23 protein-coding genes are annotated in these 23,617 nt (G+C 70.3%); 13 read left to right on the top strand and 10 right to left on the bottom strand.

From position 1 onward, the window contains the following. Positions 1–259 precede the first annotated feature (259 nt). Positions 260–1,417 (top strand): carbohydrate kinase family protein, encoded by a 1,158-nt coding sequence (locus QF027_RS16790; protein WP_306981417.1) that lies wholly within the window; start codon positions 260–262, stop codon positions 1,415–1,417. Between the two features lie 171 nt (positions 1,418–1,588). Here the strand turns inward: QF027_RS16790 and QF027_RS16785 are convergent, their stop codons facing one another. After that, positions 1,589–2,305, bottom strand: coding sequence for an FAD binding domain-containing protein (locus tag QF027_RS16785; RefSeq protein ID WP_307075428.1), 717 nt, complete (start codon positions 2,303–2,305; stop codon positions 1,589–1,591). Positions 2,306–2,532: 227 nt separating this feature from the next. Here QF027_RS16785 and QF027_RS16780 point away from each other — a divergent pair, with 227 nt between their 5' ends. Genes QF027_RS16780 through QF027_RS16765 form a run of 4 tightly spaced genes read left to right on the top strand, consistent with a single transcriptional unit; the run spans position 2,533 to position 5,762 of the window. Next, positions 2,533–3,591, top strand: a complete 1,059-nt coding sequence (locus QF027_RS16780) for a PhoH family protein (RefSeq protein WP_307075425.1) — start codon at positions 2,533–2,535, stop codon at positions 3,589–3,591. A 13-nt stretch (positions 3,592–3,604) separates the two neighbouring features. Next, a complete protein-coding gene (gene ybeY / locus QF027_RS16775; protein ID WP_307075423.1) occupies positions 3,605–4,102 on the top strand; it encodes an rRNA maturation RNase YbeY in 498 nt (165 codons plus the stop codon). Then, positions 4,099–5,406: a hemolysin family protein gene (locus QF027_RS16770; protein ID WP_306981425.1), complete on the top strand. Its 1,308-nt coding sequence runs from the start codon at positions 4,099–4,101 to the stop codon at positions 5,404–5,406. Before ybeY ends, QF027_RS16770 begins: the two co-directional genes overlap by 4 nt. Continuing rightward, on the top strand, positions 5,403–5,762 hold the full coding sequence (locus QF027_RS16765; RefSeq protein WP_306981427.1) for an MmcQ/YjbR family DNA-binding protein: 360 nt from the start codon (positions 5,403–5,405) through the stop codon (positions 5,760–5,762). The genes QF027_RS16770 and QF027_RS16765 overlap by 4 nt, the downstream gene beginning before the upstream one ends. Here the strand turns inward: QF027_RS16765 and QF027_RS16760 are convergent. Beyond that, a complete protein-coding gene (locus tag QF027_RS16760) occupies positions 5,724–7,157 on the bottom strand; it encodes an MFS transporter (RefSeq protein ID WP_307075421.1) in 1,434 nt (477 codons plus the stop codon). The two genes, QF027_RS16765 and QF027_RS16760, sit on opposite strands and share 39 nt — an antisense overlap. A gap of 146 nt (positions 7,158–7,303) precedes the next feature. Here QF027_RS16760 and QF027_RS16755 point away from each other — a divergent pair, with 146 nt between their 5' ends. The 5 genes from QF027_RS16755 (at position 7,304) to QF027_RS16735 (ending at position 12,205) form a co-directional block, all read left to right on the top strand. Further along, positions 7,304–8,119, top strand: a complete 816-nt coding sequence (locus tag QF027_RS16755; RefSeq protein ID WP_306986693.1) for a helix-turn-helix transcriptional regulator — start codon at positions 7,304–7,306, stop codon at positions 8,117–8,119. A 607-nt stretch (positions 8,120–8,726) separates the two neighbouring features. Then, a complete protein-coding gene (locus QF027_RS16750) occupies positions 8,727–9,080 on the top strand; it encodes a hypothetical protein (RefSeq protein WP_059205404.1) in 354 nt (117 codons plus the stop codon). A gap of 203 nt (positions 9,081–9,283) precedes the next feature. Beyond that, on the top strand, positions 9,284–9,757 hold the full coding sequence (locus QF027_RS16745; protein ID WP_306981431.1) for a hypothetical protein: 474 nt from the start codon (positions 9,284–9,286) through the stop codon (positions 9,755–9,757). 143 nt (positions 9,758–9,900) lie between these two features. Continuing rightward, a complete protein-coding gene (locus QF027_RS16740) occupies positions 9,901–11,217 on the top strand; it encodes a beta-xylosidase (protein ID WP_307075419.1) in 1,317 nt (438 codons plus the stop codon). A 49-nt stretch (positions 11,218–11,266) separates the two neighbouring features. Then, on the top strand, positions 11,267–12,205 hold the full coding sequence (locus tag QF027_RS16735) for a WxL protein peptidoglycan domain-containing protein (RefSeq protein WP_307075417.1): 939 nt from the start codon (positions 11,267–11,269) through the stop codon (positions 12,203–12,205). Here the strand turns inward: QF027_RS16735 and QF027_RS16730 are convergent. The 3 genes from QF027_RS16730 to QF027_RS16720 are packed head-to-tail and all read right to left on the bottom strand — an operon-like array spanning position 12,202 to position 14,241. Beyond that, positions 12,202–12,573, bottom strand: coding sequence for a hypothetical protein (locus tag QF027_RS16730; protein ID WP_307075415.1), 372 nt, complete (start codon positions 12,571–12,573; stop codon positions 12,202–12,204). The genes QF027_RS16735 and QF027_RS16730 overlap by 4 nt on opposite strands. A gap of 10 nt (positions 12,574–12,583) precedes the next feature. Beyond that, positions 12,584–12,922, bottom strand: a complete 339-nt coding sequence (locus QF027_RS16725; RefSeq protein WP_307075413.1) for a P-II family nitrogen regulator — start codon at positions 12,920–12,922, stop codon at positions 12,584–12,586. Then, complete coding sequence (locus tag QF027_RS16720) at positions 12,919–14,241, bottom strand: ammonium transporter (RefSeq protein WP_306981442.1); 1,323 nt, start codon at positions 14,239–14,241, stop codon at positions 12,919–12,921. Before QF027_RS16720 ends, QF027_RS16725 begins: the two co-directional genes overlap by 4 nt. Before the next feature lie 173 nt (positions 14,242–14,414). Between QF027_RS16720 and era the strand changes: the two genes are divergently transcribed. Then, positions 14,415–15,374 carry a GTPase Era gene (era, locus tag QF027_RS16715; RefSeq protein ID WP_057615799.1) on the top strand — a complete coding sequence of 320 codons (960 nt, stop codon included), beginning with the start codon at positions 14,415–14,417 and terminating at the stop codon, positions 15,372–15,374. Between the two features lie 168 nt (positions 15,375–15,542). Here the strand turns inward: era and QF027_RS16710 are convergent, their stop codons facing one another. Then, a complete protein-coding gene (locus tag QF027_RS16710; RefSeq protein ID WP_307075410.1) occupies positions 15,543–16,397 on the bottom strand; it encodes a helix-turn-helix transcriptional regulator in 855 nt (284 codons plus the stop codon). A gap of 118 nt (positions 16,398–16,515) precedes the next feature. Here QF027_RS16710 and QF027_RS16705 point away from each other — a divergent pair, with 118 nt between their 5' ends. Then, a complete protein-coding gene (locus tag QF027_RS16705) occupies positions 16,516–17,370 on the top strand; it encodes an NAD-dependent epimerase/dehydratase family protein (RefSeq protein ID WP_307075408.1) in 855 nt (284 codons plus the stop codon). A gap of 94 nt (positions 17,371–17,464) precedes the next feature. Here the strand turns inward: QF027_RS16705 and QF027_RS16700 are convergent, their stop codons facing one another. Genes QF027_RS16700 through QF027_RS16685 form a run of 4 tightly spaced genes read right to left on the bottom strand, consistent with a single transcriptional unit; the run spans position 17,465 to position 21,436 of the window. After that, positions 17,465–18,703 carry an MFS transporter gene (locus tag QF027_RS16700; protein ID WP_307075406.1) on the bottom strand — a complete coding sequence of 413 codons (1,239 nt, stop codon included), beginning with the start codon at positions 18,701–18,703 and terminating at the stop codon, positions 17,465–17,467. Then, positions 18,700–20,022 carry a GH1 family beta-glucosidase gene (locus QF027_RS16695; protein ID WP_307075404.1) on the bottom strand — a complete coding sequence of 441 codons (1,323 nt, stop codon included), beginning with the start codon at positions 20,020–20,022 and terminating at the stop codon, positions 18,700–18,702. Before QF027_RS16695 ends, QF027_RS16700 begins: the two co-directional genes overlap by 4 nt. Before the next feature lie 58 nt (positions 20,023–20,080). Beyond that, positions 20,081–20,347, bottom strand: a complete 267-nt coding sequence (locus tag QF027_RS16690) for a protealysin inhibitor emfourin (RefSeq protein ID WP_306981453.1) — start codon at positions 20,345–20,347, stop codon at positions 20,081–20,083. Between the two features lie 21 nt (positions 20,348–20,368). Continuing rightward, positions 20,369–21,436, bottom strand: coding sequence for a M4 family metallopeptidase (locus QF027_RS16685; protein WP_307075402.1), 1,068 nt, complete (start codon positions 21,434–21,436; stop codon positions 20,369–20,371). Between the two features lie 329 nt (positions 21,437–21,765). Between QF027_RS16685 and leuA the strand changes: the two genes are divergently transcribed. Continuing rightward, positions 21,766–23,487, top strand: a complete 1,722-nt coding sequence (gene leuA, locus QF027_RS16680) for a 2-isopropylmalate synthase (protein ID WP_307075399.1) — start codon at positions 21,766–21,768, stop codon at positions 23,485–23,487. The last annotated feature ends 130 nt before the right edge of the window (positions 23,488–23,617 follow it).

Genomic DNA, 23,617 nt, shown 5'->3' with positions numbered 1-23,617 from the left:
GGGTTTTTTCAGCCCAGCATGCTGGAGGGGGCTGGGCCTGGACGTACGGTCCTTCTCGCCGGGGTCATGACGAGCGGATCCGGACGCGGACGGACGGCCCCGGCGGTCACCGCCGCCACTGGAGCCCCTGGGGCCACACCCGGCGCGCCCCGGACCTGCGACGGCCTGACGTGGCGGGCGGGTCGCAGGTGAGCGCCGACGCGTTGTCGGCGGCGTGGTGCAGACTGGCCTGATCCGCACCACGTCCAGGGAGCGCACCGTGATCGCGTCCAACGCGTCCACCGGAAAGGGACCGTCGCACTTCGGAGGGACCGGGCACGGCCAGGCCCGGGTCGACCCTCTCGCAGCTCTGCGGGTACCCGACGATCCCCCCTGGGACGTCTACCTCACCGGCACCGTGTTCCTCGACATCATCTTCACCGGGCTCGACTCCGCCCCGGTGCGCGGGACCGAGTCCTGGGCACGCGGGATGGGGTCGAGCCCCGGCGGCGTGGCGAACATGGCCACGGCCCTGGCCCGGCTCGGGCTGCGCACCTCACTGGCCGCGGCCTTCGGCGACGACCACTACGGCGAGTACTGCTGGGACGCCCTCGAACAGGGCGAGGGCATCGACCTCTCCCCGTCCCGGACAGTCTCCGGCTGGCACTCGCCGGTCACCGTGTCGATGGCGTACGAGGGCGAGCGCACCATGGTCTCCCACGGCCACGAGCCGCCCCCGGAAGCCGTGCTCATCCAAGAGGGCGCGCCGGACCGCCCCCCACGCGCGCGTGCGGCGGTGGCGTCCCTCGAGCCGGGGAAGAGGGCCCCCTGGATCGCTCAGGCGGCACGCGAGGGCACCTGCATCTTCGCCGACGTCGGTTGGGACGAGACCGGGGCGTGGGACCTGGCGGGCCTCGCCGACCTCGAACACTGCGAGGCCTTCCTGCCGAACGCGCAGGAGGCGATGCGCTACACCGGCGCCACCTGCCCGCGGGAGGCTGCGCACGCGCTCACCGAACATGTACCGCTCGCCGTGGTCACCCTCGGCGCGGAGGGCGCGTACGCCGTGGACCGGCGTACCGGGGAGACCGCCGAGGTCCCGGCGATCGAGGTCGAGGCGCTCGACCCGACCGGCGCCGGGGACGTCTTCGTGGCCGGCTTCGTCACCGGCACCCTCGCGGGCTGGCCGCTGGCGGACCGCCTGGCCTTCGCCGGCCTGACCGCCGCGCTCTCCGTCCAGGAGTTCGGCGGTTCCCTCTCCGCGCCGGGCTGGTCCGAGATCGGCGCATGGTGGCGCAAGGTCCAGTCCGTCGACTCCCAGGACCCGACCGCACTGCGACGGTACGCGTTCCTGGAGGACCTGGTCCCGGAGGAGGAGTCCCCGGTCTGGCCCCTGCGACGGGCGGTACCGACGATCGGATTCGGCCGGTCGGCCTGAGGCCGGCGCGCGAGGGCGGCGCGCGAGGGCGGGCCGACGGGTATCGCCGCGGGCTGGGTCCGTCCCTGCGGCTCGTCGAGGGGTCGGGCCGTCAGTGCCGTGGGAGGTCCGGGTCGGGCCGTATCGCTGCGTGGCGGTCCGCCTCCGTGGCACGTCGAGCAGGTTGGTGCGTCAGTGTCCGCCCGCCCGCTCCAGCACCGTCACCACCTGCTCCCGGACCACCTCGCGGGCCGCGGCGGGCAGCGCCCCGATCGTCGTACCGCTCAACACGTCGAGCACGCTGTCCGCGCCCGCGGAACAGGGCACGCTCTCGCTCAGGAACTCGTAGCCGTCGCGGACGGCCACGCGCAGGACCGGGCGGTCGTCCGCGTGGACGGCCGTGGCGACCACCAGGGGCGGCGGCCCACCCGGGGCCTCGGCCACCTTGCGGTAGCCGCTGACGAGCGGATCGCGCCAGTGCAGGCTCAGCAGCAGCGGCTTCTTGGCGATCAGCTCGGCCAGGTCCGCCTCGAACGGCCCCTCCGCCGCCAGCACCTGCGCGCGGGCGTCCAGGACGAGCGCCGCGGGCAACAGACAGCGCAAGGTGCTGCCGACGATGTTCCCGCCGACCGTGGCGGCCCGGCGCACGGCCCCGGTGCCGACGCCCGACGCGGCCCGGTGCAGCACCTCCGGTACCCGCTCGTCGATCCGGTGCAGCAGGACCGCCGCGCCCACCTGCCCGGCCCCGAGAACGTTCGCCTCCGGCACCTCGCGCAGCGACACGGCCTGCTCGGGAAAGCCGTCGCGTTGCCAGGCGGCCCACACCAGCGTGGCACCGCCGACGGGTGTCGCCCCGTCGGTCAGACACTCCTGTGCCTCGGGCAGGGACGTGGGCAGACGCAGCAGCACGGTCTTCCTTCTTCGAACAGTCGAGATCGTCGAACACACAGGGCGGTGAGCGCATTCTTCCCGGGGCCCGGGGGGAGCATGAAGGGCTCACCGCTGCATCCGGGGCGCCCTGATCGTCGAAAAGCCCTACGGCGTTGTCAGTGCACCGTCGTACCCTTGAAACCGCGAGGCCGCCTTCCACTGCGCGGCCATGACGAGGAGGAACCGCAGGCGTTGAGCGCCGGCCCATGACTCAGACACCCACAGGTCACAGCCCCGCGCAGGGGCAGGCGAGAGCACAGTTCACGGTCCCCGCCCAGCACCCCATGGTCACGGTCCTGGGATCCGGCGACTCCCTCCTGCGCGTGATCGAGAAGGCCTTCCCGGCGGCCGACATCCATGTCCGGGGCAACGAGGTCAGCGCGACCGGCGAGGCGGCGGACGTCGCCCTCGTCCAGCGCCTGTTCGACGAGATGATGCTGGTGCTCCGCACCGGACAGCCGATGACGGAGGACGCAGTGGAACGCTCGATCGCCATGCTGCGAGCGAGCGAGAACGGGACGAGCAACGGCCAGGAGACCCCGGCCGAAGTGCTCACACAGAACATCCTGTCCTCGCGCGGCCGCACCATCCGCCCCAAGACCCTCAACCAGAAGCGGTACGTCGACGCGATCGACAAGCACACGATCGTCTTCGGCATCGGCCCCGCCGGTACCGGCAAGACCTACCTCGCCATGGCCAAGGCGGTGCAGGCCCTGCAGTCCAAGCAGGTCAACCGCATCATCCTGACCCGCCCGGCGGTCGAGGCGGGAGAGCGGCTGGGCTTCCTGCCCGGCACCCTCTACGAGAAGATCGACCCGTACCTGCGCCCGCTGTACGACGCCCTGCACGACATGCTGGACCCGGACTCGATCCCGAAGCTGATGGCTTCGGGGACGATCGAGGTCGCGCCGCTGGCGTACATGAGGGGTCGCACTTTGAACGACGCCTTCATCATCCTGGACGAGGCCCAGAACACGAGCCCCGAGCAGATGAAGATGTTCCTCACCCGGCTCGGCTTCGACTCGAAGATCGTGATCACGGGTGATGTGACGCAGGTCGACCTGCCCAACGGCAGCAAGTCGGGTCTGCGCCAGGTCCAGGACATCCTGGAGGGGCTCGACGACGTGCACTTCTCCCGGCTGTCGTCCCAGGACGTCGTACGGCACAAGCTGGTCGGCCGTATCGTCGACGCGTACGAGAAGTACGACAACGAGAACGGTACGGAGAACGGCACCCACAAGGGCGGCCGGAACAAGCGGAAGTAGACAAGCCAGCACCATGTCGATCGACGTCAACAACGAGTCCGGAACCGAGGTCGACGAGCAGGCGATCCTCGACATCGCCCGTTACGCCCTCGCGCGGATGCGCATCCACCCGCTCTCCGAGCTCTCGGTGATCGTCGTGGACGAGAACGCCATGGAGCAGCTGCACATCCAGTGGATGGACCTGCCGGGGCCCACCGACGTCATGTCCTTCCCGATGGACGAGCTCAGGCCGCCCAGCAAGGACGACGACGAACCCCCGCAGGGCCTCCTCGGCGACATCGTGCTGTGTCCCGAGGTCGCCAAGAGGCAGGGCGAGGAGGCCGAGACGCAGCACTCCATGGACGAGGAGCTCCAACTCCTCACCGTCCACGGCGTGCTGCACCTTCTCGGGTACGACCACGAGGAGCCGGACGAGAAGGCCGAGATGTTCGGCCTGCAGGCGGCCATCGTGGACGGGTGGCGGCAGGAGAAGGGGCTCACCGGCCCGTCTCCCGCGCCGACCGTCTCATGAGCCTGCCCCTCGTCTCGGGCGCGATCGCCCTGGTCGTCGTCGCCTGGCTCGCCGCCTGCGCGGAGGCGGGCCTCGCGCGCGTCTCCAGCTTCCGCGCCGAGGAAGCCGTACGCAACGGCCGGCGCGGCAGCGCCAAGCTCGCGCAGATCGCCGCCGACCCGACCCGCTATCTCAACGTTGCGCTGCTGGTGCGCGTCGCGTGCGAGATGGCGGCGGCCGCCCTGGTGACCTACGCCTGCCTCCAGGAGTTCCCGGGCACCACCCGCGCCCTGCTGGTCGCGATCGGGGTCATGGTGCTCGTGTCGTACGTCGCCGTCGGCGTCTCCCCGCGCACCATCGGGCGTCAGCACCCGCTCAACACGGCGACCGCGGCGGCGTACGTCCTGCTCCCACTGGCCCGGATCATGGGGCCGATCCCGTCGTTGCTGATTCTCATCGGCAACGCGCTCACCCCCGGCAAGGGCTTCCGCCGCGGCCCGTTCGCCTCCGAGGCGGAGCTGCGCGCGCTGGTCGACCTCGCCGAGAAGGAGTCGCTGATCGAGGACGACGAGCGCCGGATGGTGCACTCGGTCTTCGAGCTGGGCGACACGCTGGTGCGGGAGGTCATGGTCCCGCGGACCGATCTCGTCGTCATCGAGCGCTACAAGACCATCCGCCAGGCGCTGACCCTCGCTCTGCGCTCGGGCTTCTCGCGTATCCCCGTGTCCGGGGAGAGCGAGGACGACATCGTCGGGATCGTGTATCTGAAGGACCTGGTCCGCAAGACGCACATCAGCCGGGACGCCGAGTCCGAGCTGGTGTCCACCGCCATGCGGCCCGCCGCCTTCGTGCCCGACACCAAGAACGCCGGCGATCTGCTGCGCGAGATGCAGCAGGACCGCAACCACGTCGCCGTCGTCATCGACGAGTACGGCGGCACGGCCGGCATCGTCACCATCGAGGACATCCTCGAGGAGATCGTCGGCGAGATCACCGACGAGTACGACCGCGAGCTGCCGCCGGTGGAGGATCTCGGCGACGACCGCCACCGGGTCACCGCCCGCCTGGACATCACCGACCTGGGCGAGCTGTACGGGCTCGACGAGTACGACGACGAGGACGTGGAGACCGTCGGGGGGCTCCTGGCGAAGGCGCTGGGCCGTGTGCCCATCGCCGGGGCCTCCGCCGTCGTCGAACTTCCGGACCACCGGCAGCTCCGCCTGACCGCGGAGGCCGCGGCCGGACGCCGGAACAAGATCGTGACGGTTCTGGTGGAGCCGGTGGGCGCGGCCGCAGCTGCCGAAGAGGAGAAGGAGTCCGAGTGACCCCTCAGGAACTGCGCGCGCTCTGCCTCTCCTTCAACGCGGTGGTGGAGGATTTCCCGTTCAACCCCGAGACCTCGGTCTTCAAGGTGCTGGGCAAGCTCTTCGCCCTGACGAACCTGGACGCGCGGCCCCTGAAGGTCAACCTCAAGTGCGACCCGGAGGACGCGATCCGGCTGCGTACCGACCATCCCGGGCTGATCGTCCCCGGTTACCACATGAACAAGCGCCACTGGAACACCGTCACCGTCGACGGCGAGCTCCCGGACCGTCTGGTCCGGGAGCTCGTCGAGGACTCGTACGACCTGGTGGTGGCCGGTCTACCGCGCGCCGACCGGCTCCGCCTCGACCGCCCCTGAGCGCACCCGCAGTCCCGTCGCGACCAGGACCGCCGCCGCCAGGACGATCACCGTGTCCAGGGCGAGGACTGTGTGGACGCCGGAGAGCAGGTCGTCCGAGGTGGTGGCGAGGACGCCCAGCAGCGGGATGCCCACGGTGATGCCGACCTGCTGGGTGGAGGTGACCAGGCCGGTGGCCAGGCCCTGCTCCTCGTCCGGGACACCGGAGGTCACGGTGATGCCGTACGAGATGATCGCGCCGAGGTGGCACATGCTGGCCAGGGAGACGGCGGCCGTGGCGAGCCAGACGGACCAGCTCCCGGTGCCCAGGCCCAGCAGGGCGGCGATCAGGGTGCCCTGGCCGACGAGCGAGCCGACCAGCGTGCGGCGCGGGCCGAAGCGGCCGATGACCCTGGCGGCGTAGCTGCCGGCGACCGCCGACAGGACGCCCTGGACGCCGAAGACCAGGCCGGTCTCGAAGGCCGACAGGCGCAGGACCTCCTGGAGGTAGAGGGTCAGCACGAAGACGACGGTCGACATCATCGAGAAGGTGACCAGACCGCCGATGTTGCCCCACGCCACCGTGCGGCGGCGCAGCATGGGGAGCGACACCAGGGGTGCTTCGGTACGGGACTCGATCGTCACGAAGGCGGCGAGGAGCAGGACGCCCATGACCAGGGTGATGAGGACGTCGGTGCGGGCGAAGCCGTGGTCGGCGGCCGTCGAGAGGGCGTAGATCAGGGACAGCAGGCCGCCGGTGACCGTGATCGCGCCGGGTACGTCCAGGCGGGGGCGGTCCGCGGTGCGGGACTCGGGGAGCAGGCCGGGGGCCAGCGGGAGCACGATCAGGGCGAACAGGGAGAGCAGGCCCATCGTGGAGCGCCAGCCGAAGGCATCGGTGAGGGTGCCGCCGGCCACCATGCCGACGGTGAAGCCGAGCGAGAGCAGGGTGCCGGAGATGCCCAGGGCCCGGTCGCGGGCGGGGCCCTCGGGGAAGGTCGTGGTCAGCAGGGACATGCCGGTCGGCACGATCGCCGCCGCGCCGAGGCCCTGCAGGGCGCGTCCGGCGAGGAAGGACGCCGGGTCCCAGGCGAAGGTCGCCAGCAGGGAGGCGGCGCCGAACAGGGCGAGGCCCGCGAGGAAGAGTTTCCTACGGCCGTACAGGTCGCCGATCCGGCCGAACAGGAGCAGGAAGCCGCCGGACGGCAGCGCGAACGCGGTGACCGCCCACTGCAGGGCGGAGGGGCTCATGCCGAGGTCCGCGCCGAGGACGGGCAGGGCCACGTTCAGGACGGAGAAGTCCAGCGCGACCATGAACTGGGCGGCGCACAGGACGAACAGGACGAGCTTGTCGCGCGTCGACAGCCGGGGGGTGTCGAGCGTGCCGGGGACGGGGTTTGTGGTGTCGATCGCCATGGGCAAGAGCCTGCGCGCGTCGGAATAGCCGTGGGGAGCGGCAAGTTGTGCTGGTGGTGGCACCACCAGGCAACAGCGAGGGGGATGCGTTCGTGCCCGAGGTCGTACCCAAGAGTGAGCGGCATCGTGAGCTGCGCGAGTTCCTGATGAGCCGGCGGGCCCGGGTCTCACCCGCCGACGCCGGGCTGCCGGACGGCGGGGCGCGGCGGCGCACGCCCGGGCTGCGGCGCGAGGAGGTCGCGGTGCTCGCCGGCGTGGGTGCCTCCTGGTACCAGTGGCTGGAGCAGGGGCGGGACATCTCCGTGTCCCCGCAGGTCCTCGATTCCGTCGGTCGGGTGCTGCGGTTGAGCAACGCCGAGCGGCGGCATCTGTACGTCCTCGCCGGGCTGAACCCGCCCGCGCCCGAACCGGCCGCGAACCACGGCTGTGAGGGGCTGCGGCGGCTGATCGACGCGTGGATGCCGTATCCGGCGCACATCATGGACGCGTACTACAACTGCGTGCTGTACAACGAGGCCGCGGGCTGGGTGCTCGGTATGCGGCCGGAGAACACCCAGAACTGTCTCGTCGACTTCTTCACCGATCCGCTGTACCGGTCGCGATCGCACAGCTGGGAACAGAACGCGCGCACGGTCGTCGCCCAGTTCCGGGCGGCAGCCTCGGCGCGGCCGGACGACGAGGGGTTCCAGGACGTGCTGGCCCGGGTGCGGTCGGTGAGCGCCGAGTTCACCGAGCTGTGGGAGCGGCGGGACATCGAGGACGCCGGAGTGATCCGCAAGGAGCTCGACCATCCGCTGGTGGGGCTGCTGTGCGTGGAGTCCACGGCGATGCGGGTGCCGGCCCGACCCGATCTGACGGTCGTGCTGCACACCCCCCTGGACGAGGCACACACCGCGGCCAAGCTGGAGTGGCTGGCCTCACCGGAGGGACGACGGGGGGCGATGTACCCCGTGGCGGGGTGACGCGTCCGGCGACGACGGGCGTCTGCGGGGTGGGTGGCGGACCCGTGATGGGGGAGTGCTTCTGGTGGCCGGTGCGTCTCCGTGCGGGCGATGTTCCGCGTGGCGGTGCTTCAGGGGCCGGTTCTGGTGTGTTTCGTGGTGAGTGGCGGACCGGTGATGGGGAGTGCTCTTGGCGGCCGGTTGGCCTCCGTGGCGGGCGATGTACTCCCTGGTGGAGTGAGGTGTCCGGTGACGGGTGGCGTTCCCGGTCGTGGGTGGCGGACGCTGGGCAGTGGGGTGATCCGGTCGTGGGTGGCGGACCGTGGCCGGCAAGGGGTGCTCCGGCCGTGGGTGGTGAACGCTGGGCAGGTGGGGTGATCCGGCCGTGGGTGGCGGACCCGTGGCTGGCAGGCGGTGACCTGGCCGTAGGGAGAAGCCGTGGCAGCCGGGCACCCGGTGTTTGGTGGGTGTAGTCCGTGGCTGGTGGTGATCTGGGGTTGGTGGGTGTAGTCCGTGGCTGGCGGTGACCCGGGGTTGGTGGGTGTAGTCCGTGGCTGGCGGTGACCCGGGGATGGTGGGGCGTACCCCGTGGCCTGGTTCGGGTGGGAGCGCTTCGTATGCTCCTGTCATGACCGACAACAGCGCGCTTGACCCCGAGGACCGCAAGATCGTCACCCTGGCTCGTTCGGCGCGGGCTCGTAACGGGGTGCCCGAGGGGGCGGCCGTACGGGACGACACCGGGCGGACGTATGTCGCGGGGACGGTGGCTCTTCCCTCGTTGCGGTTGAGTGCTTTGCAGACGGCGGTGGCGATGGCCGTGGCGTCGGGGGCGAAGTCCCTGGAGGCGGCGGCCGTGGTGACGGACGCCGAATCGGCCTCCGACGAGGACCGGGCCGCCGTCCGGGACCTGGGCGGGCCACAGACTCCGGTGCTGGTGGCAGGGGTCGACGGCACCGTGCGGAGCACCGTGACCGCAGGCTGATACCCCCGGTAACACTTGGCCGGAATTCCGGCTTGCCGTTCCCCGTCCCACGCGCATCAATGGAACCGGAGATTCCGACGGACCGTCAGATTCAGCTCGCGCGGCGTCCCGCACCACGCCCGTGAAGCCCGGCCGTCCGTCGGGACGCACCCCCCGTCCATCCCCACATGGCAGTCCCCACCACGGGAAGGGAACCGGATTCCATGAAAGGCAAGCGCACAGGCACTGGTGCGGCACTGGCCGTCGGCACGCTCGCGGCCCTCGGACTCGCGTTCGCACCCACCGCCCTGGCCGTCACCCCGGACACCGCGACCATCGACGCGGACTGTGGCCTCTACGGCAGCGGCGAGGCCACCCTCACCGCCACCCAGGACGGCACCGCCGCCACCGTCACCGTCACCTCGGCGATCAACGCACCGCTCGCGCTCGACGAGGACTCGATCGCCTCGACCCTCACCTTCGTGAACGCGAACGGCGGCACCACCACCTTCACCGGCACGGAGAACCCCGCCATCGCGGCCGGCGATCCGGTCACCGTCGGCCCGCTCAACGGCACCGTGGCGTCCGGCGACAGCCTGGAGTCGTACGGCGGTTCACTCCAGATCGTCGTCTTCGGGATCACCGTCACCTGCACGGCGACCGGCCCGCAGTCGCCAGGACCCTTCGTGTTCGACTGATCCTCCCGGCAAGTCCCGTGGTTGCCGCAGAAACTGACAGGCCATCAGGTTTCTGCGGCAACTCCATTGACTTCTCACGCGATCCACACATCAATGCCCCCTGTCGGCACAGGACTTCAGGAGCTTCCGGAGGGGGCACATCCATGGGTTCGACGACTCGAAGACGCCGTCTGGCGTCCTTTCTCGGGGCGACCGCGCTCGCGGTCACCGCGGGCGGCACACTGGCCTGTCCGGCCGGTGCCGCCACGAACGTGGACTTCGCCACGCACTGCATCCCGCCCGCGGTCGCGGGCATTCCGCCGATCGACGGCACCACGACGGCCGCCATCGCCGTGGACAACACCAGCCCCAAGGTGGGCGACACCGTCACCGTGACCTACACGGTGGTCAAGCCGGCCGCCAGCAACCCCACGGCCATCGCGCTGCCGGCCGACATCATGACGCCGACCGGCAAGGTCACCCTCGGCGGGGCCCAGACCGGTGCCGTGACGGTCGCCGGACCGAAGAAGAACGACCCGGTGCCGGGCAACGGCGCCTTCCCGTCGTTCTCGATGACCGGCACCTTCAAGGTCACCTCACCCGGCGCAATCACCCTCTCGCCCGGCGATTACAACATCCACACCAGCTACATCCTCGAACTGGACACGCCCTGCACGGTGATCACCCCGCCCGCCCCGGTCTCCGAGACGGTCACCGCGACGGACACGAACCCCGTCAACGAGCGGGACATCGCGCTGGGTTCGGCCTCCGGGAAGCCCGGTGACAGCGTCACCGTCACCGGCAGCAAGTTCACCCCGGGCGCGACGGTCACCCTGGCCGGGCGGTCCGGAGCCGCCCAGACCGCGGACACCGCCACCGCGACGGCAGACCCCTCGGGCGCGTTCAGCGGCTCGCTCGTCGTCAACGACAAGACGACGACCGGTGTCGTGGCGTACGAGGGCAGCGTGTTCAGCGACGCCAAGGGGGCGGGGCCGAAGACGTACGTCGTCATCGATGACACTCCCGTCCCGGCCGGCAGCCAGAAGGTCACCACCACGGTGAAGGCAGGCACGCTGTCCATGTCCCAGGCCGGGGACGCCGTCAGCCTCTCGGCGGTGGACTACGGCAAGGGCGGGGCCTCGACCGGTGACCTGAACAAGGTGACCGTCCAGGACTTCCGCGGCGGACCCGCCGGCTGGTCCCTCACCGGCAAGGTCACCGACTTCACCGGACCCGGCGCCAAGATCGACGCCGGTGCGCTGAGCTGGAGTCCCGCCTGCGCCACCAAGGCGGGCAGCCCGAGCACCTGCCAGGTCGGTTCCGCCGGCACGGTCGGATCCTCGGGAGCGACGCTCGCGTCCACGCCCAACGGCACGCTCACCGGCGGTGAGTTCACCGTGGACGCCGGACTCTCCCTGAACGTACCGGCGTTCACGCCTCCCGGCACGTACTCCGGCGTTCTCACCCTCACGCTCAGCTGACCGTACGGGCGCCCGCACCCGCCCGTCCGCCTCTTGGGGGTCCGCACCCATGCGCAAGCTGTACGTCCTTCTCCTGAGCCTGTTCCTGGTCACGGCCGCCGCGCCCGCGTACGGCGCCGACAACGGCAGCTGGTCCGTGTATCCCGCCGCCTCGCAGATCGCCGCGCGGCCCTACTTCTATCTCTCCGCCGACCCCGGGCAGAGCATCGACGACAAGGTGGTCGTCAGCAACAAGACCGGTCGGCCGCTGACCTTCCGGCTCTACGCCGCCGACGCCTACAACACCGCCCGCGACGGCGGTTTCGCCGTGCGGACGGTCGCGGAGAAGCAGCGCGGGGTGGGGGTCTGGGCGAAGCCCGCGAAGTCCCGGGTGACCGTCCCCGCGCACGGCAAGGTCACCGTTCCGTTCACGCTGTCGGTGCCCGAGGGAGCCGAACCGGGCGACCATCCCGGCGCGTTGGTGGCGCTGGACGAGCGGATCGACAAGGGCGACGGCGCGGTGGCGCTCGGTGTGCAGCGGGCCGTCGCCGCGAGGATCTATCTGCGGGTGGGCGGACCGGCCGTGCCGGCGATCGCCGTCGAGGACGTCCGCGTCAGCCATCACCAGCCGCTGGTACCGGGGTTGGGGGACAGCGGTGCGACGATCTCGTACACCCTGCGCAACACGGGCAACGTCACCCTGAACCCGAAGGTGGAGCTGCGGGCCACGGGGTTGTTCGGGCGTACATTGCTCGCCCGCGAACTCGCCAGGATCCCGGGGGAGTTGCTGCCCGGGCAGCGGGTCCGGCTCAGTGAGCCGTGGCAGGGTCCGCCGCAACTCGACTGGGGCGACGTGAAGCTGACGGCGAGCGCGAAGGACACGCGGGAGTCGGCGAGCGCGTCCTTCTTCGCGTTGCCGTGGCTGGTCGTGGTGGTGCTGGGGGCGGCGGCCGCCGTGGGGACCGTGCTGTTCGTCAGGGCACGTCGGGCGCGGCCGCGGATCGTCTAGTCACGGCCCAGGGCGCGGCGCAGGACGCCCCTCTTCGACGCGGGGGGTTGCGCGGGAGGGGGATCCTTCGAGGTGACGAGCTCGGCGACGGTCAGGCGGGCGTACTCGGTGCGGGTGTAGGGCTCGTCCCGGTCCGAGGGCCACGACTCCCTGGTGAGCTCCAGCAGCCTGCTCGTCTCGGAGGTCCGGAACACGAGGTGGCCGTACTCCTCGGCGCGCCAGAGACCCTTCGGGTAGGAGAGGCTCAGCTCCTCGGCGCGCGCGAGAGCCTGCTCCCTGCCGCCCTCCACATGAACCTTGTCCTTGAGGAGCCCGTTGCTGTCGCTCCACCCCTCGTTCTTCTCGACGAGCACGTACCACCCGCTCACGGCGCCTCCCTCAGAGCGCGTCCGGCCCGCGCTCGCCCGTCCGCACCCGTACGACCGTCTCCACCGGCAGCGCCCACACCTTGCCGTCACCGATCTTGCCCGTCCGGGCGGCCTTGACGATCGCGTCGATCACCGGGTCCGCGTCGGCGTCGTCGACGACGACCTCGATGCGGACCTTGGGGACCAGGTCGACCTGGTACTCGGCGCCGCGGTACACCTCGGTGTGGCCGCGCTGACGGCCGTAGCCGCTGGCCTCCGTCGCGGTCAGGCCGTGGACGCCGATCTCCTGGAGTGCGGTCTTGACCTCGTCGAGGCGGTACGGCTTGATGATCGCGGTGATGAGCTTCATGCCTGGGTCTTGGCTTTCTGATCGGAGGGGGCGGAGGGGATCACGGAGGACGCGCCGACCGGGGCACCGTGGCCCAGGACGCCGTGATCGTATGCGGTCTCGGCGTGCACCGTAAGGTCCAGGCCGGTGTGCTCGTGCTCCTCGTCGGCCCGGAAGCCCAGCACCTTGTCGATCAGCTTCCCGATGCCGTACGTCACCAGGAAGGCGTACGCCCCCACGGCGACCACGGCCACCAGCTGCTTGCCGAGCTGGGCGAGCCCGCCGCCGTACAGCAGTCCCTCCGTGCCGCCGGTCATCTCCTTCACGGCGAACACGCCGATCAGGAGCGTGCCGATGACTCCGCCGACCAGGTGGACGCCGACCACGTCGAGCGAGTCGTCGTAGTTGAGCTTGAACTTCCAGCCCACCGCGTACGAGCAGACGACACCGGCGGCGAGGCCGACGACGAGTGCGCCGAGGAGGGAGACCGAGCCGCAGGACGGGGTGATCGCGACCAGGCCCGCGACCGCGCCGGAGGCCGCGCCCAGGGTGGTGGGGTGGCCGTCGCGTTTCTGCTCGACGAAGAGCCAGCCGAGCAGGCCGGTGCAGCCGGCGGCGAGGGTGTTGAGGAAGGCCGCGGCCGCGAGGCCGTTGGCGCCGAGGGCCGAGCCCGCGTTGAAGCCGAACCAGCCGAACCAGAGCAGGCCCGCGCCCAGGACGACCATGGGGAGGTTGTGCGGCCGCATCGCGTCCTTCTTGAAGCCGAGACGCGGGCCGAGGACGAGCGCGAGGGCGAGACCGGAGGCACCGGAGGTGATTTCGACGGGCAGACCGCCCGCGAAGTCCAGGGCGCCGAGCTTGTTCAGGACCCAACCGCCCGGGCCCCACACCCAGTGGGCGACGGGAACGTATACGAGCAGTGCCCAGACCGGGACGAACACCAGCCAGGCCCCGAACTTCGCGCGGTCCGCGATCGCGCCGCTGATCAGTGCGGCCGTGATGATCGCGAAGGTGAGCTGGAAGGTGGCGAAGAGGAGGGTGGGGACGGTGCCGTGGACGCTGTCGGGGCCGAGGCCGCTCATGCCGGCGTGCTTCAGGTCGCCGATCAGGCCGCCGAACGTGTCGTCGCCGAAGGCGAGGGAGTAGCCGGCGGCCAGCCACACGACCGTGACCAGGGCGATCGACACGAAGCTCATCATCAGCATGTTGAGGACGCTCTTCGTGCGGACCATGCCGCCGTAGAACAGGGCGAGGCCCGGGGTCATCAGCAGGACGAGGGCGGTGGCGGCGAGCAGCCAGGCGGTGTCACCGGTGTCGATGCCTTGTGCGGCGAGGGACATGGGGTCTCCAACGAGGTGGGGGCTCGTCAGAGGGTCACCGGCGTGCGTTTCCGGTTGCGCACGGGGGTGTTTCCGACGTGTTTCATTGCGCTGGGGTTTCCGGAAGCTCACGGTCGGGCCGGTGTGCGGGCGCCTGTGCGGCGGGGCTCTGTGGATCAGGGAGAATGGGGCGCATGAGCGTTCGCAGTCAGTCATCCGAGCCGCCGGCATCTTCGGAGGCACCCCACCGCGCCGGCTTCGCCTGCTTCGTGGGCCGCCCCAACGCGGGCAAGTCCACCCTTACGAACGCTCTGGTCGGCCAGAAGGTGGCGATCACCGCGAACCAGCCGCAGACCACGCGGCACACGGTACGCGGGATCGTGCACCGGCCCGAGGCCCAGCTGATCCTGGTCGACACCCCCGGACTGCACAAGCCGCGCACGCTGCTGGGGGAGCGGCTCAACGACGTGGTGCGGACGACCTGGGCCGAGGTCGACGTGATCGGCTTCTGTCTGCCGGCGAACGAGAAGCTCGGGCCCGGGGACCGTTTCATCGCGAAGGAACTGGCGGGGATCAAGAAGTCCCCGAAGGTCGCGATCATCACGAAGACGGACCTGGTCGACTCCAAGACCCTGGCCGAGCAGCTGATCGCCGTCGACCAGCTCGGCAAGGAGCTGGGCATCGAGTGGGCGGAGATCGTCCCGGTGTCGGCGACCGCGAACAAGCAGGTCGACCTGCTGGCGGACCTGCTGATCCCGATGCTTCCCGAGGGCCCGGCGCTCTACCCCGAGGGCGATCTCACCGACGAGCCCGAGCAGGTCATGATCGCAGAACTGATCCGCGAGGCCGCGCTGGAGGGCGTCCGCGACGAGCTCCCGCACTCCATCGCGGTGGTCGTCGAGGAGATGCTCCCCCGCGAGGACCGCCCCGCCGACAAGCCCCTCCTCGACATCCACGCCTTCGTCTACATCGAGCGCCCCAGCCAGAAGGGCATCATCATCGGCCCCAAGGGCAAGCGCCTGAAGGAGGTCGGCATCAAGTCACGCAAGCAGATCGAGGCCCTCCTCGGCACACCGGTCTTCCTGGACCTCCATGTCAAGGTGGCGAAGGACTGGCAGCGGGATCCTCGGCAGTTGCGGAAGCTGGGGTTCTGAGCGGGGTGGGTGGGGGTTGCGTCGGCGCTTTGAGGGGGGTCGGCGTCGAGGCGCTGCTGGGTACGCCGGCCGCGCGGCGGTAGCCGCATGTCGATGCAGCCTGGACCTCCATGTCAAGGTGGCGAAGGACTGGCAGCGGGATCCTCGGCAGTTGCGGAAGCTGGGGTTCTAGGGGGTCGCCGCCTGCGGGGACAGGTCCTGCACGCCCACCACCCTCAGCAGTTGGAGTCGTTCGTACGCCTCCGTCCCGGGGCGGGCCGTGTGGACCACCAGGAGGTGGTGGTGTTCGTGGCTGACCATGACTTCGCAGTCGAGTTCCAGTAGGCCGACCACGGGGTGGACGAAGCGTTTCGTCGCCTTGTTGCGCTGGGACACCTCGTGTTCGTCCCACAGGCGGGCGAACTCCTCGCTGGCCGCGCGGAGTTCGGCCACCAGCGCGGTCGGTTCCGGATCGTCGGGGCGGGCCGCGGCCACCGCGCGCAGGGTGGCGACCTGGGTGCGCGCGTGGTCCGCGAGGTCCTCCTCGGGGAAGAGCGTGCGCGCGGTCGGGTCCAGGAAGAAGCGCCGGACCAGGTTGCGGTCGCGGCGCGGGCGGGACATCGCGTCGCCCACCAGGGCCCTGGCCATCGCGTTCTGCGCCAGCACCTCGCCACAGTCGTTCACCACCTGCGCCGGGGTGTCGTGCAGCCGGTCCAGGATCAACAGCAGCCCTGGGCGGACGTGCGCCGACGCCGTCTCGCGGCGCGGGGGCTCCTCGCCGGTCAGGTGGAACAGATGGTCCTGCTCCACGTCGGTCAGGCGCAGCGCCCGGGCCAGCGCGGTCAGCATCTGACGGGACGGGCGCGGGCCGCGGGACTGTTCCAGTCGCGTGTAGTAATCCACCGACATCCCCGCCAGCTGCGCCACCTCCTCGCGGCGCAGACCGGGCGTGCGGCGCCGGGCGCTCGGCGCCAGACCCACGTCGGACGGGTTCAGCCGGGCGCGGCCACGGCGCAGGAAGTCGGCGAGTTCGGCTCGGTTCACCCCTTAAGCGTGCGGCACCCCGTCCGGCTTATCCAGGGTCTGCCGATCCCCCGATCAAGAGGTCTCTCCCGGTGCCCGCGCGGCCGTTCCACGCTGGTCCGGACGAGAGGAGCACAACATGCTGACTTTGGTGACAGGTACGACGGGACAGGTCGGCCGGCGCTTCGTGCCCAGGCTGCTGGCGCAGTCCCGGCAAGGGGAGCAGGTACGGGTGCTGGTGCGGGACACGGCCCGCGGTGAGCCCTTCGCCGAACTCGGCGCCGAGGTCGTCGTAGGAGATCTGCGCGACACCGACGTCCTCCGCAAGGCCGTCGCGGGCGCCGACGCGGTCGTGAACGTCGCCGCGGCCTTCCGGGGCGTGCCGGACGAGGAGGCCTGGGCGGTCAACCGGGACGCGGCCGTGGAGCTGGGCCGTGCCGCGGTGGCCTCCGGCGTTCAGCGGTTCGTGCAGGTCAGCACCGGTCTTGTGTACGGCGAGGGGCGGGGGCGCCCGGTGACGGAGGAGGACGAGAGCCGGCCCGGCGGTTCCATGTGGGGTGCCTATCCCGCGTCCAAGGCGCAGGCCGAACGGGAGCTGTTCGCGCTGGAGGGGCTCGACGTGCGGGTCGGGCGGCTTCCCTTCGTCTACGGCGAGGGGGATCCGCATCTCGCCCAGTCCCTGATGTGGGCCAAGAACTGGGCGTCGACCCAGCGGCTGCACATGGGGCACCACGCGGATGTCGCCCAGGGGCTGTTGCGGATCCTGCATGCACCGGGGATCTCGGGGCGGATGTACAACATCGCCGACGACGCGCCGGTGACTGCGGTCGAGTTGCATCAACTCAACGGGGTCGAGATTCCGGGCGAGTTGTACGAGCAGGTTGATCCCGATCCGTGGCTGGTGATCATGTCCACGGAGCGGATTCGGCGGGAGCTGGGGTATCGGCCGCTGTATCCGTCTGTGTATGCGGCTCGGGAGGCCGGGGCGCTGTAGCTCTGGGCCGGTTGTCGTCTGCGGCCCGGTGGGGGCTGGTCGCGCCTACGCGGCGGAGCCGCACATCGATACAGCCCCGCGCCCCTGAGGAGACCTAGTCAACGCCCCTTATACGCCCAACCAGCACCGCTCCCGCCAAACCCACCACCGCCGCCAATCCGTACAGGACCCGGTATCCCCCGAGGTGCGTGACGATCGGTGCGGCGATGGCGGGGGCGGCCACCTGGGGGAGGGCGTTGGCCACGTTGATGACGCCCAAGTCCTTGCCCCGGTCCAGAGCCGTCGGCAGGACGTCCGTCATCAGGGCGAAGTCGACCGACATGAACACCCCGAGGCCCACCCCGAGCAGTGCCGCCACGACGATCGCGCTCGACCAGGTCTGCCACACCGCGAGCACTCCCGTGGCCACCGCCATCAGCACACCGGACCAGCGCACGAACGGCTTGCGGCGCCCCACCCGGTCCGACCAGACGCCGCCCACCACCACCGTGGCCAGCAGCGCCACGCTGTCCACCGCGGTCAGGATCAGCACGCCCTGCTCGGGGTCGTCGTAGTGGAGGCGGTCCCGCAGGTAGTAGAGGAGGTAGAGAAGCACCAGCGCGTTGCTGAGGTTGATCAGGAAGCGGGTCAGCCAGGCCCAGGCGAAGTCGGGGTGGCGGCGGGGGCTCAGCCAGAAGCCGCGCGCGAACGACCGCCACGACCAGGCGGGGCGGTCCGCCGCCGCCAGCCGGAGATCCCGGTGGCGGAGCACGTACGGCAGCACCCCCGCCAGCGTGAACACCGCGCAGGCGGAATAGCCCGCCGCGATCCCGCCGGCCGCCGTCGCCAGACCCGTGCCGACGACCGCGCCCAGGATCTGCGCCGCCCCGATCCAGCCACCCACCGCACCCCGCTGGAACCGCGGCACCCGGTCCGGTACGGCCGCCGTGACCGCTGCGAAGGCCGCGTTCAGGGTCAGCTGGACCAGACACCAGCCGAGCGTCATGACCCACAACCCGCCCGCCCCGCCGAGCACCAGCAACGACAGCGCGCCGCCCGCCGCGCCGGTCACGATCCAGGGGCTGCGGCGGCCCCGGCGGGCCGTGGTCCGGTCCGACAGCGCGCCGAAGAACGGGTTCGCCGCCAGCGACACCACCGCGCCCACGCCGGTCACCCAGGCCAGCAGCGTCTCCTTCGACATCCCGGCGCCGGGCGCGAAGTCCTCCGCCTGCCGGGCCAGCAGGATCTGCAGCGGGCCGTACCAACCCACCCAGATCGCCACGTTGGCCAGCGAGAGGGACGCGGTCCAGCCCTTGCCGACGCGCTCGACGGGCTCCGAGAGAGCCGTGCTCACCTCTGCGCCCGGAGCAGCTCCTGGTACCAGGCGTACGACGCCTTCGGGGTCCTGGCCAGCGTCTCGAAATCGACGTGCACCAGCCCGAACCGGCGTGCGTACCCCTCCGCCCACTCGAAGTTGTCCATCAGCGACCACACGAAGTACCCGCGCACGTCCACGCCTGCCTCGAGCGCCTTGTGCAGGGCGCGGATGTGGCTGTCCAGGTAGGCGATGCGGTCCTGGTCGTCGACACCCTCGTAGGAGCAGCCGTTCTCCGTGATGACGACGGGCGGGAGCCGGTCGCCGTAGCGCGCATGGAAGGCGGTGAGGAGTTCGGTGAGCCCCTCCGGGACTACCGGCCAGCCGAAGTCCGTCACCGGAACGTTCTCGATCTCCTGGACGGAGAAGGGGAGTTCGGCGGGGATCGTCAGACCGCCGAACTCGATGTCCTCGCCCTGCGGGGCGCCCACGCGGGTCGGGGCGTAGTAGTTGACGCCGTAGAAGTCCAGCGGCTCACCGATGATCTTGAGGTCGGCGGCGACGTCGCCCGGCATCAACTCACCCAGTCCTGAAGGGTATTCACCCAGCAGGACCGGGTCGGCGAACAGCCGGTTCAGCAGCAGGTCGTAGAAGTCCGCCGCCTCCAGGTCCGGTTGCTCCTGGGAGGCCGGCCAGGTGGGCCCGTGCGAGTTGGCGATCCCGATGTCCGTGGCGCCGGACGCGCGCAGTGCCTGGACGGCCAGGCCGTGGCCCAGGAGTTGGTGGTGGGCGGCGGGCAGTGCGTCGAACATCAGCTGCTCGCCCGGGGCGTGGGCGCCGAGCGCGTGGCCGAACAGGGTATGTTCGGCGGGCTCGTTGAGGGTGATCCACTTCTTGACGCGGTCGCCGAGACGGTCGGCCACCAGGGACACGTACTCGGCGAACCGGGACGCCGTGTCCCGCTCCAGCCAGCCGCCCCCCTCCTGAAGCGTCACCGGCAGGTCCCAGTGGAAGAGCGTCGGGACCGGACGTACGCCCGCCCCGGCCAGTTCGTCCACGAGACGGTCGTAGAAGTCGAGGCCGCCCTCGGAGCGCACCCGCGGCCAGGAGATCGAGAAGCGGTACGCGTCCACGCCCAGGCCGGCCAGCAGGGAGACGTCCTCGCGGTAGCGGTGGTAGTGGTCGCAGGCCACCGCCGCCGTCGAGCCGTCCTTCACCCGTCCCGGTTCGGCCGTGAAGGTGTCCCACACGGACCGCTCACGCTTGTCCGCCGCGCCCTCGATCTGATGGGCCGAGGTCGAGACGCCCCACAGGAAGCCGGCCGGGAACCGGGGGATCGCATGCTCTTGAGTCGCCATGCGCCGGATCATCGGTACCGGCGGGTAGGGAAGTCAACGGGCAGGCGTGAACAAGCAGTTACGCGCCCTCTTTGAGCACCTTCGAGATCAGTTGGCGCTGCTCCTCCGTCAGCCGGGGATCGGCCGCGTACACCGTCCTGCCGTCCACGGTGATCTCGTAACTGAAGCCGTCCGGAACCCCGACGGGCCGGGTGCCCCGGCCGGCGGCGAGAGCCTTCTCGGCCAGGGCCTGCCATTCGTGGGCATCGGGCCGCCCGGAGGTGTCGACCTCCTTGTGCCGCTCGATGCCCGCGAATCCGCCCGTGCGCCGCACCTGAATACGCATGGGTCCCTGTCTAGTACGGACTCAGAGGATCCGCACCCCGACCTGCTCCCAGGCCTTGGACACGGCCTGGAGTTCGTCGCCCTCGTCGAAGCGGGCCTTCGCCGCTGCGACCGTGAGCTTCGCGAAGTCGGTGAACAGGGCCCGGTCCGAGAGTTCGCCGCCGGTCAGGACGTCGTACCAGATCTGTCCCGCCTTCTCCCAGGCATGGCCGCCGAGTGCGTTGGCCACCAGGTAGAACGCGTGGTTGGGGATGCCGGAGTTGATGTGCACACCGCCGTTGTCGCGGCCGGTGCGGACGTAGTCGTCCATGGTGGCGGGCTGCGGGTCCTTGCCGAGCACGTCGTCGTCGTATGCGCTGCCTGGCTCCTTCATGGACCGCAGGGCCTTGCCGGAGACGCTGGGCGCGAGCAGGCCCGCGCCGATCAGCCAGTCGGCCTCGGCAGCGGTCTGGCCGAGCGTGTACTGCTTGATGAGCGAGCCGAAGACGTCGGACATCGACTCGTTGAGGGCGCCCGGCTGGCCGTAGTAGGTGAGGTTCGCCGTGTACTGGGTGACGCCGTGGGTGAGTTCGTGGCCGATGACGTCGATCGGGATGGTGAAGTCGAGGAAGATCTCGCCGTCACCGTCGCCGAACACCATCTGCTCGCCGTTCCAGAAGGCGTTGTTGTAGTTCTCGTCGAAGTGGACGGTCGCGTCGAGCGGAAGGCCGTCGCCGTCGATCGAGTGGCGCGCGTAGGCCTTCAGGTAGAGGTCGAAGGTGGCGCCGAGACCGGCGTAGGCGCGGTTGACGGTGGCGTCCTGGCCGGGCTCGGAGCCCTCGGCGCGGACCTTCCTGCCCGGCAGGTCGCTCTTGTGCCCGGCGTCGTAGACGGTGCGCAGCGGCTGGTCCGACGGTGCCTTCGCCGTCGGCGCGGCCGCGAGGCCGAACTCGGTCGTCACGCGGCGGCGGCCGCGCAGCTCGCTGTCGCGCATCAGGGTGCGCCGGGCGGGACCGGAGAGTGCGGGGTCGTCGTTCCGGGCCAGCTTGTCGAGGACATGCGGCGGAATGACGGTGCAGAAGACGGGCTCGAAGCCCCCGTGAGTCGTCATGCCCGGCACCCTTGCACTGAGTCATGACCGTGTCACTAGCCGCAACCATGATTGGTGAAATATGCGGACAGGGAAGCGCACGCTCCGTGACGAAGTGGTATGGCGCACTTTTTGTCCGCTTCTCTCCTTTTCGGTTCCCTGGTCCCGCATACTGATACGGCGCCCCGCCCGGGGAGCGGCTCCGCTAGCATTCTGCGCATCATGCGTTTCGGGCTGCTTCTTCTTAGCTGCCGCGGCGAGGGCCTGTAGTCCAGGTCGACTCCCTCCCCGCGGAGCTTCGCGTTGCGTGTCGGCCGTCCTTCCCGGACATCCTGAGGAGCCCCGCAATCATGGCGAACCGCCAGCAGCCCAGCACCATGCCGATCCACAAGTACGGCCGGTACGAGCAGGTCGACATCCCGGACCGCACCTGGCCGAACAACCGGATCACCGTCGCCCCCCGCTGGCTCTCCACCGACCTGCGTGACGGCAACCAGGCCCTGATCGACCCGATGTCGCCCGAGCGCAAGCGCCGGATGTTCGATCAGCTGGTCAAGATGGGCTACAAGGAGATCGAGGTCGGTTTCCCGGCCTCCGGGCAGACGGACTTCGATTTCGTACGGTCGATCGTCGAGGAGCCGGGCGCGATCCCCGACGACGTCACCATCTCCGTACTGACCCAGGCCCGCGAGGACCTGATCGAGCGGACCGTCGAGTCGCTGAAGGGCGCCAAGCGCGCGACCGTCCACCTGTACAACGCCACGGCTCCCGTCTTCCGCCGCGTGGTCTTCCGCGGCTCCAAGGACGACATCAAGCAGATCGCCGTCGACGGCACCCGTCTGGTGATGGAGTACGCGGAGAAGCTGCTGGGCCCCGAGACCGAGTTCGGCTACCAGTACAGCCCCGAGATCTTCACCGACACCGAGCTGGACTTCGCACTGGAGGTCTGCGAGGCGGTGATGGACGTCTACCAGCCGGGTCCGGGTCGCGAGATCATCCTCAACCTGCCCGCCACGGTGGAGCGTTCGACCCCCTCCACGCACGCGGACCGCTTCGAGTGGATGCACCGCAACCTCTCCCGCCGCGAGTACGTGTGCATCTCGATCCACCCGCACAACGACCGCGGCACCGCCGTCGCCGCCGCCGAGCTGGCGCTGATGGCCGGCGCCGACCGCGTCGAGGGCTGTCTGTTCGGGCAGGGCGAGCGCACCGGCAACGTCGACCTGGTCACCCTGGGCATGAACCTGTTCTCGCAGGGCGTCGACCCGCAGATCGACTTCTCCGACATCGACGAGATCCGTCGGGTGTGGGAGTACTGCAACCAGATGGAGGTCCACCCGCGCCACCCGTACGTGGGCGACCTGGTCTACACGTCCTTCTCCGGCTCCCACCAGGACGCCATCAAGAAGGGCTTCGACGCCATGGAGGCCGACGCGGCCGCGAAGGGCGTCACCGTCGACGACATCGAGTGGGCGGTCCCGTACCTGCCGATCGATCCGAAGGACGTCGGCCGCTCCTACGAGGCGGTCATCCGCGTCAACTCGCAGTCCGGCAAGGGCGGCATCGCGTACGTCCTGAAGAACGACCACAAGCTGGACCTGCCCCGCCGGATGCAGATCGAGTTCTCGAAGCTCATCCAGGCCAAGACGGACGCCGAGGGCGGCGAGGTCACCGGCTCCGACATCTGGGCGACCTTCCAGGACGAGTACCTGCCCAACCCCGAGAACCCGTGGGGTCGTATCCAGGTCAGGAACGGCCAGTCGACGACGGACACCGACGGTGTGGACACGCTGCGGGTCGAGGCGACGGTCGACGGCGAGGACACGGTCCTGACCGGTAGCGGCAACGGGCCGATCTCGGCCTTCTTCGACGCACTGGCCAAGGTCGGCATCGACGCCCGGCTGCTGGACTACCAGGAGCACACGATGAGCGAGGGCGCCTCCGCGCAGGCCGCCTCCTACATCGAATGCGCGATCGACGGCAAGGTTCTGTGGGGAATCGGCATCGACGCGAACACGACGCGTGCGTCGCTGAAGGCGGTCGTCTCCGCCGTCAACCGAGCCGCTCGATAATCCCTCTGACCGGTGGTTTTGGGGCCTTGATCGCTGTATACGGCGATCAAGGCCCCGTCGTTTATCGGCCACCGACGCGTGGAGGTCACGGGTAGGTCTCGCCGGGGGGCTGACTCCGCCCCGCTCATGT

This window comes from Streptomyces canus (assembly GCF_030816965.1).
Lineage (GTDB): Bacteria > Actinomycetota > Actinomycetes > Streptomycetales > Streptomycetaceae > Streptomyces > Streptomyces canus_E.
This window is presented reverse-complemented; position numbering and strand designations above follow the sequence as displayed.

What these genes read in the sequence shown, in the direction of transcription:
- era (WP_057615799.1), top strand. Translation starts at nt 14,415, where the DNA reads ATGAGCGTTCGCAGTCAGTCATCCGAGCCGCCGGCATCTTCGGAGGCA.
- ybeY (WP_307075423.1), top strand. Translation starts at nt 3,605, where the DNA reads ATGTCGATCGACGTCAACAACGAGTCCGGAACCGAGGTCGACGAGCAG.
- QF027_RS16750 (WP_059205404.1), top strand. Translation starts at nt 8,727, where the DNA reads ATGACCGACAACAGCGCGCTTGACCCCGAGGACCGCAAGATCGTCACC.
- QF027_RS16740 (WP_307075419.1), top strand. Translation starts at nt 9,901, where the DNA reads ATGGGTTCGACGACTCGAAGACGCCGTCTGGCGTCCTTTCTCGGGGCG.
- QF027_RS16780 (WP_307075425.1), top strand. Translation starts at nt 2,533, where the DNA reads ATGACTCAGACACCCACAGGTCACAGCCCCGCGCAGGGGCAGGCGAGA.
- QF027_RS16705 (WP_307075408.1), top strand. Translation starts at nt 16,516, where the DNA reads ATGCTGACTTTGGTGACAGGTACGACGGGACAGGTCGGCCGGCGCTTC.
- QF027_RS16760 (WP_307075421.1), bottom strand. Translation starts at nt 7,157, where the DNA reads ATGGCGATCGACACCACAAACCCCGTCCCCGGCACGCTCGACACCCCC.
- QF027_RS16745 (WP_306981431.1), top strand. Translation starts at nt 9,284, where the DNA reads ATGAAAGGCAAGCGCACAGGCACTGGTGCGGCACTGGCCGTCGGCACG.
- QF027_RS16725 (WP_307075413.1), bottom strand. Translation starts at nt 12,922, where the DNA reads ATGAAGCTCATCACCGCGATCATCAAGCCGTACCGCCTCGACGAGGTC.
- QF027_RS16735 (WP_307075417.1), top strand. Translation starts at nt 11,267, where the DNA reads ATGCGCAAGCTGTACGTCCTTCTCCTGAGCCTGTTCCTGGTCACGGCC.
- QF027_RS16685 (WP_307075402.1), bottom strand. Translation starts at nt 21,436, where the DNA reads ATGACGACTCACGGGGGCTTCGAGCCCGTCTTCTGCACCGTCATTCCG.
- QF027_RS16720 (WP_306981442.1), bottom strand. Translation starts at nt 14,241, where the DNA reads ATGTCCCTCGCCGCACAAGGCATCGACACCGGTGACACCGCCTGGCTG.
- QF027_RS16770 (WP_306981425.1), top strand. Translation starts at nt 4,099, where the DNA reads ATGAGCCTGCCCCTCGTCTCGGGCGCGATCGCCCTGGTCGTCGTCGCC.
- QF027_RS16690 (WP_306981453.1), bottom strand. Translation starts at nt 20,347, where the DNA reads ATGCGTATTCAGGTGCGGCGCACGGGCGGATTCGCGGGCATCGAGCGG.
- leuA (WP_307075399.1), top strand. Translation starts at nt 21,766, where the DNA reads ATGGCGAACCGCCAGCAGCCCAGCACCATGCCGATCCACAAGTACGGC.
- QF027_RS16695 (WP_307075404.1), bottom strand. Translation starts at nt 20,022, where the DNA reads ATGGCGACTCAAGAGCATGCGATCCCCCGGTTCCCGGCCGGCTTCCTG.
- QF027_RS16755 (WP_306986693.1), top strand. Translation starts at nt 7,304, where the DNA reads ATGAGCCGGCGGGCCCGGGTCTCACCCGCCGACGCCGGGCTGCCGGAC.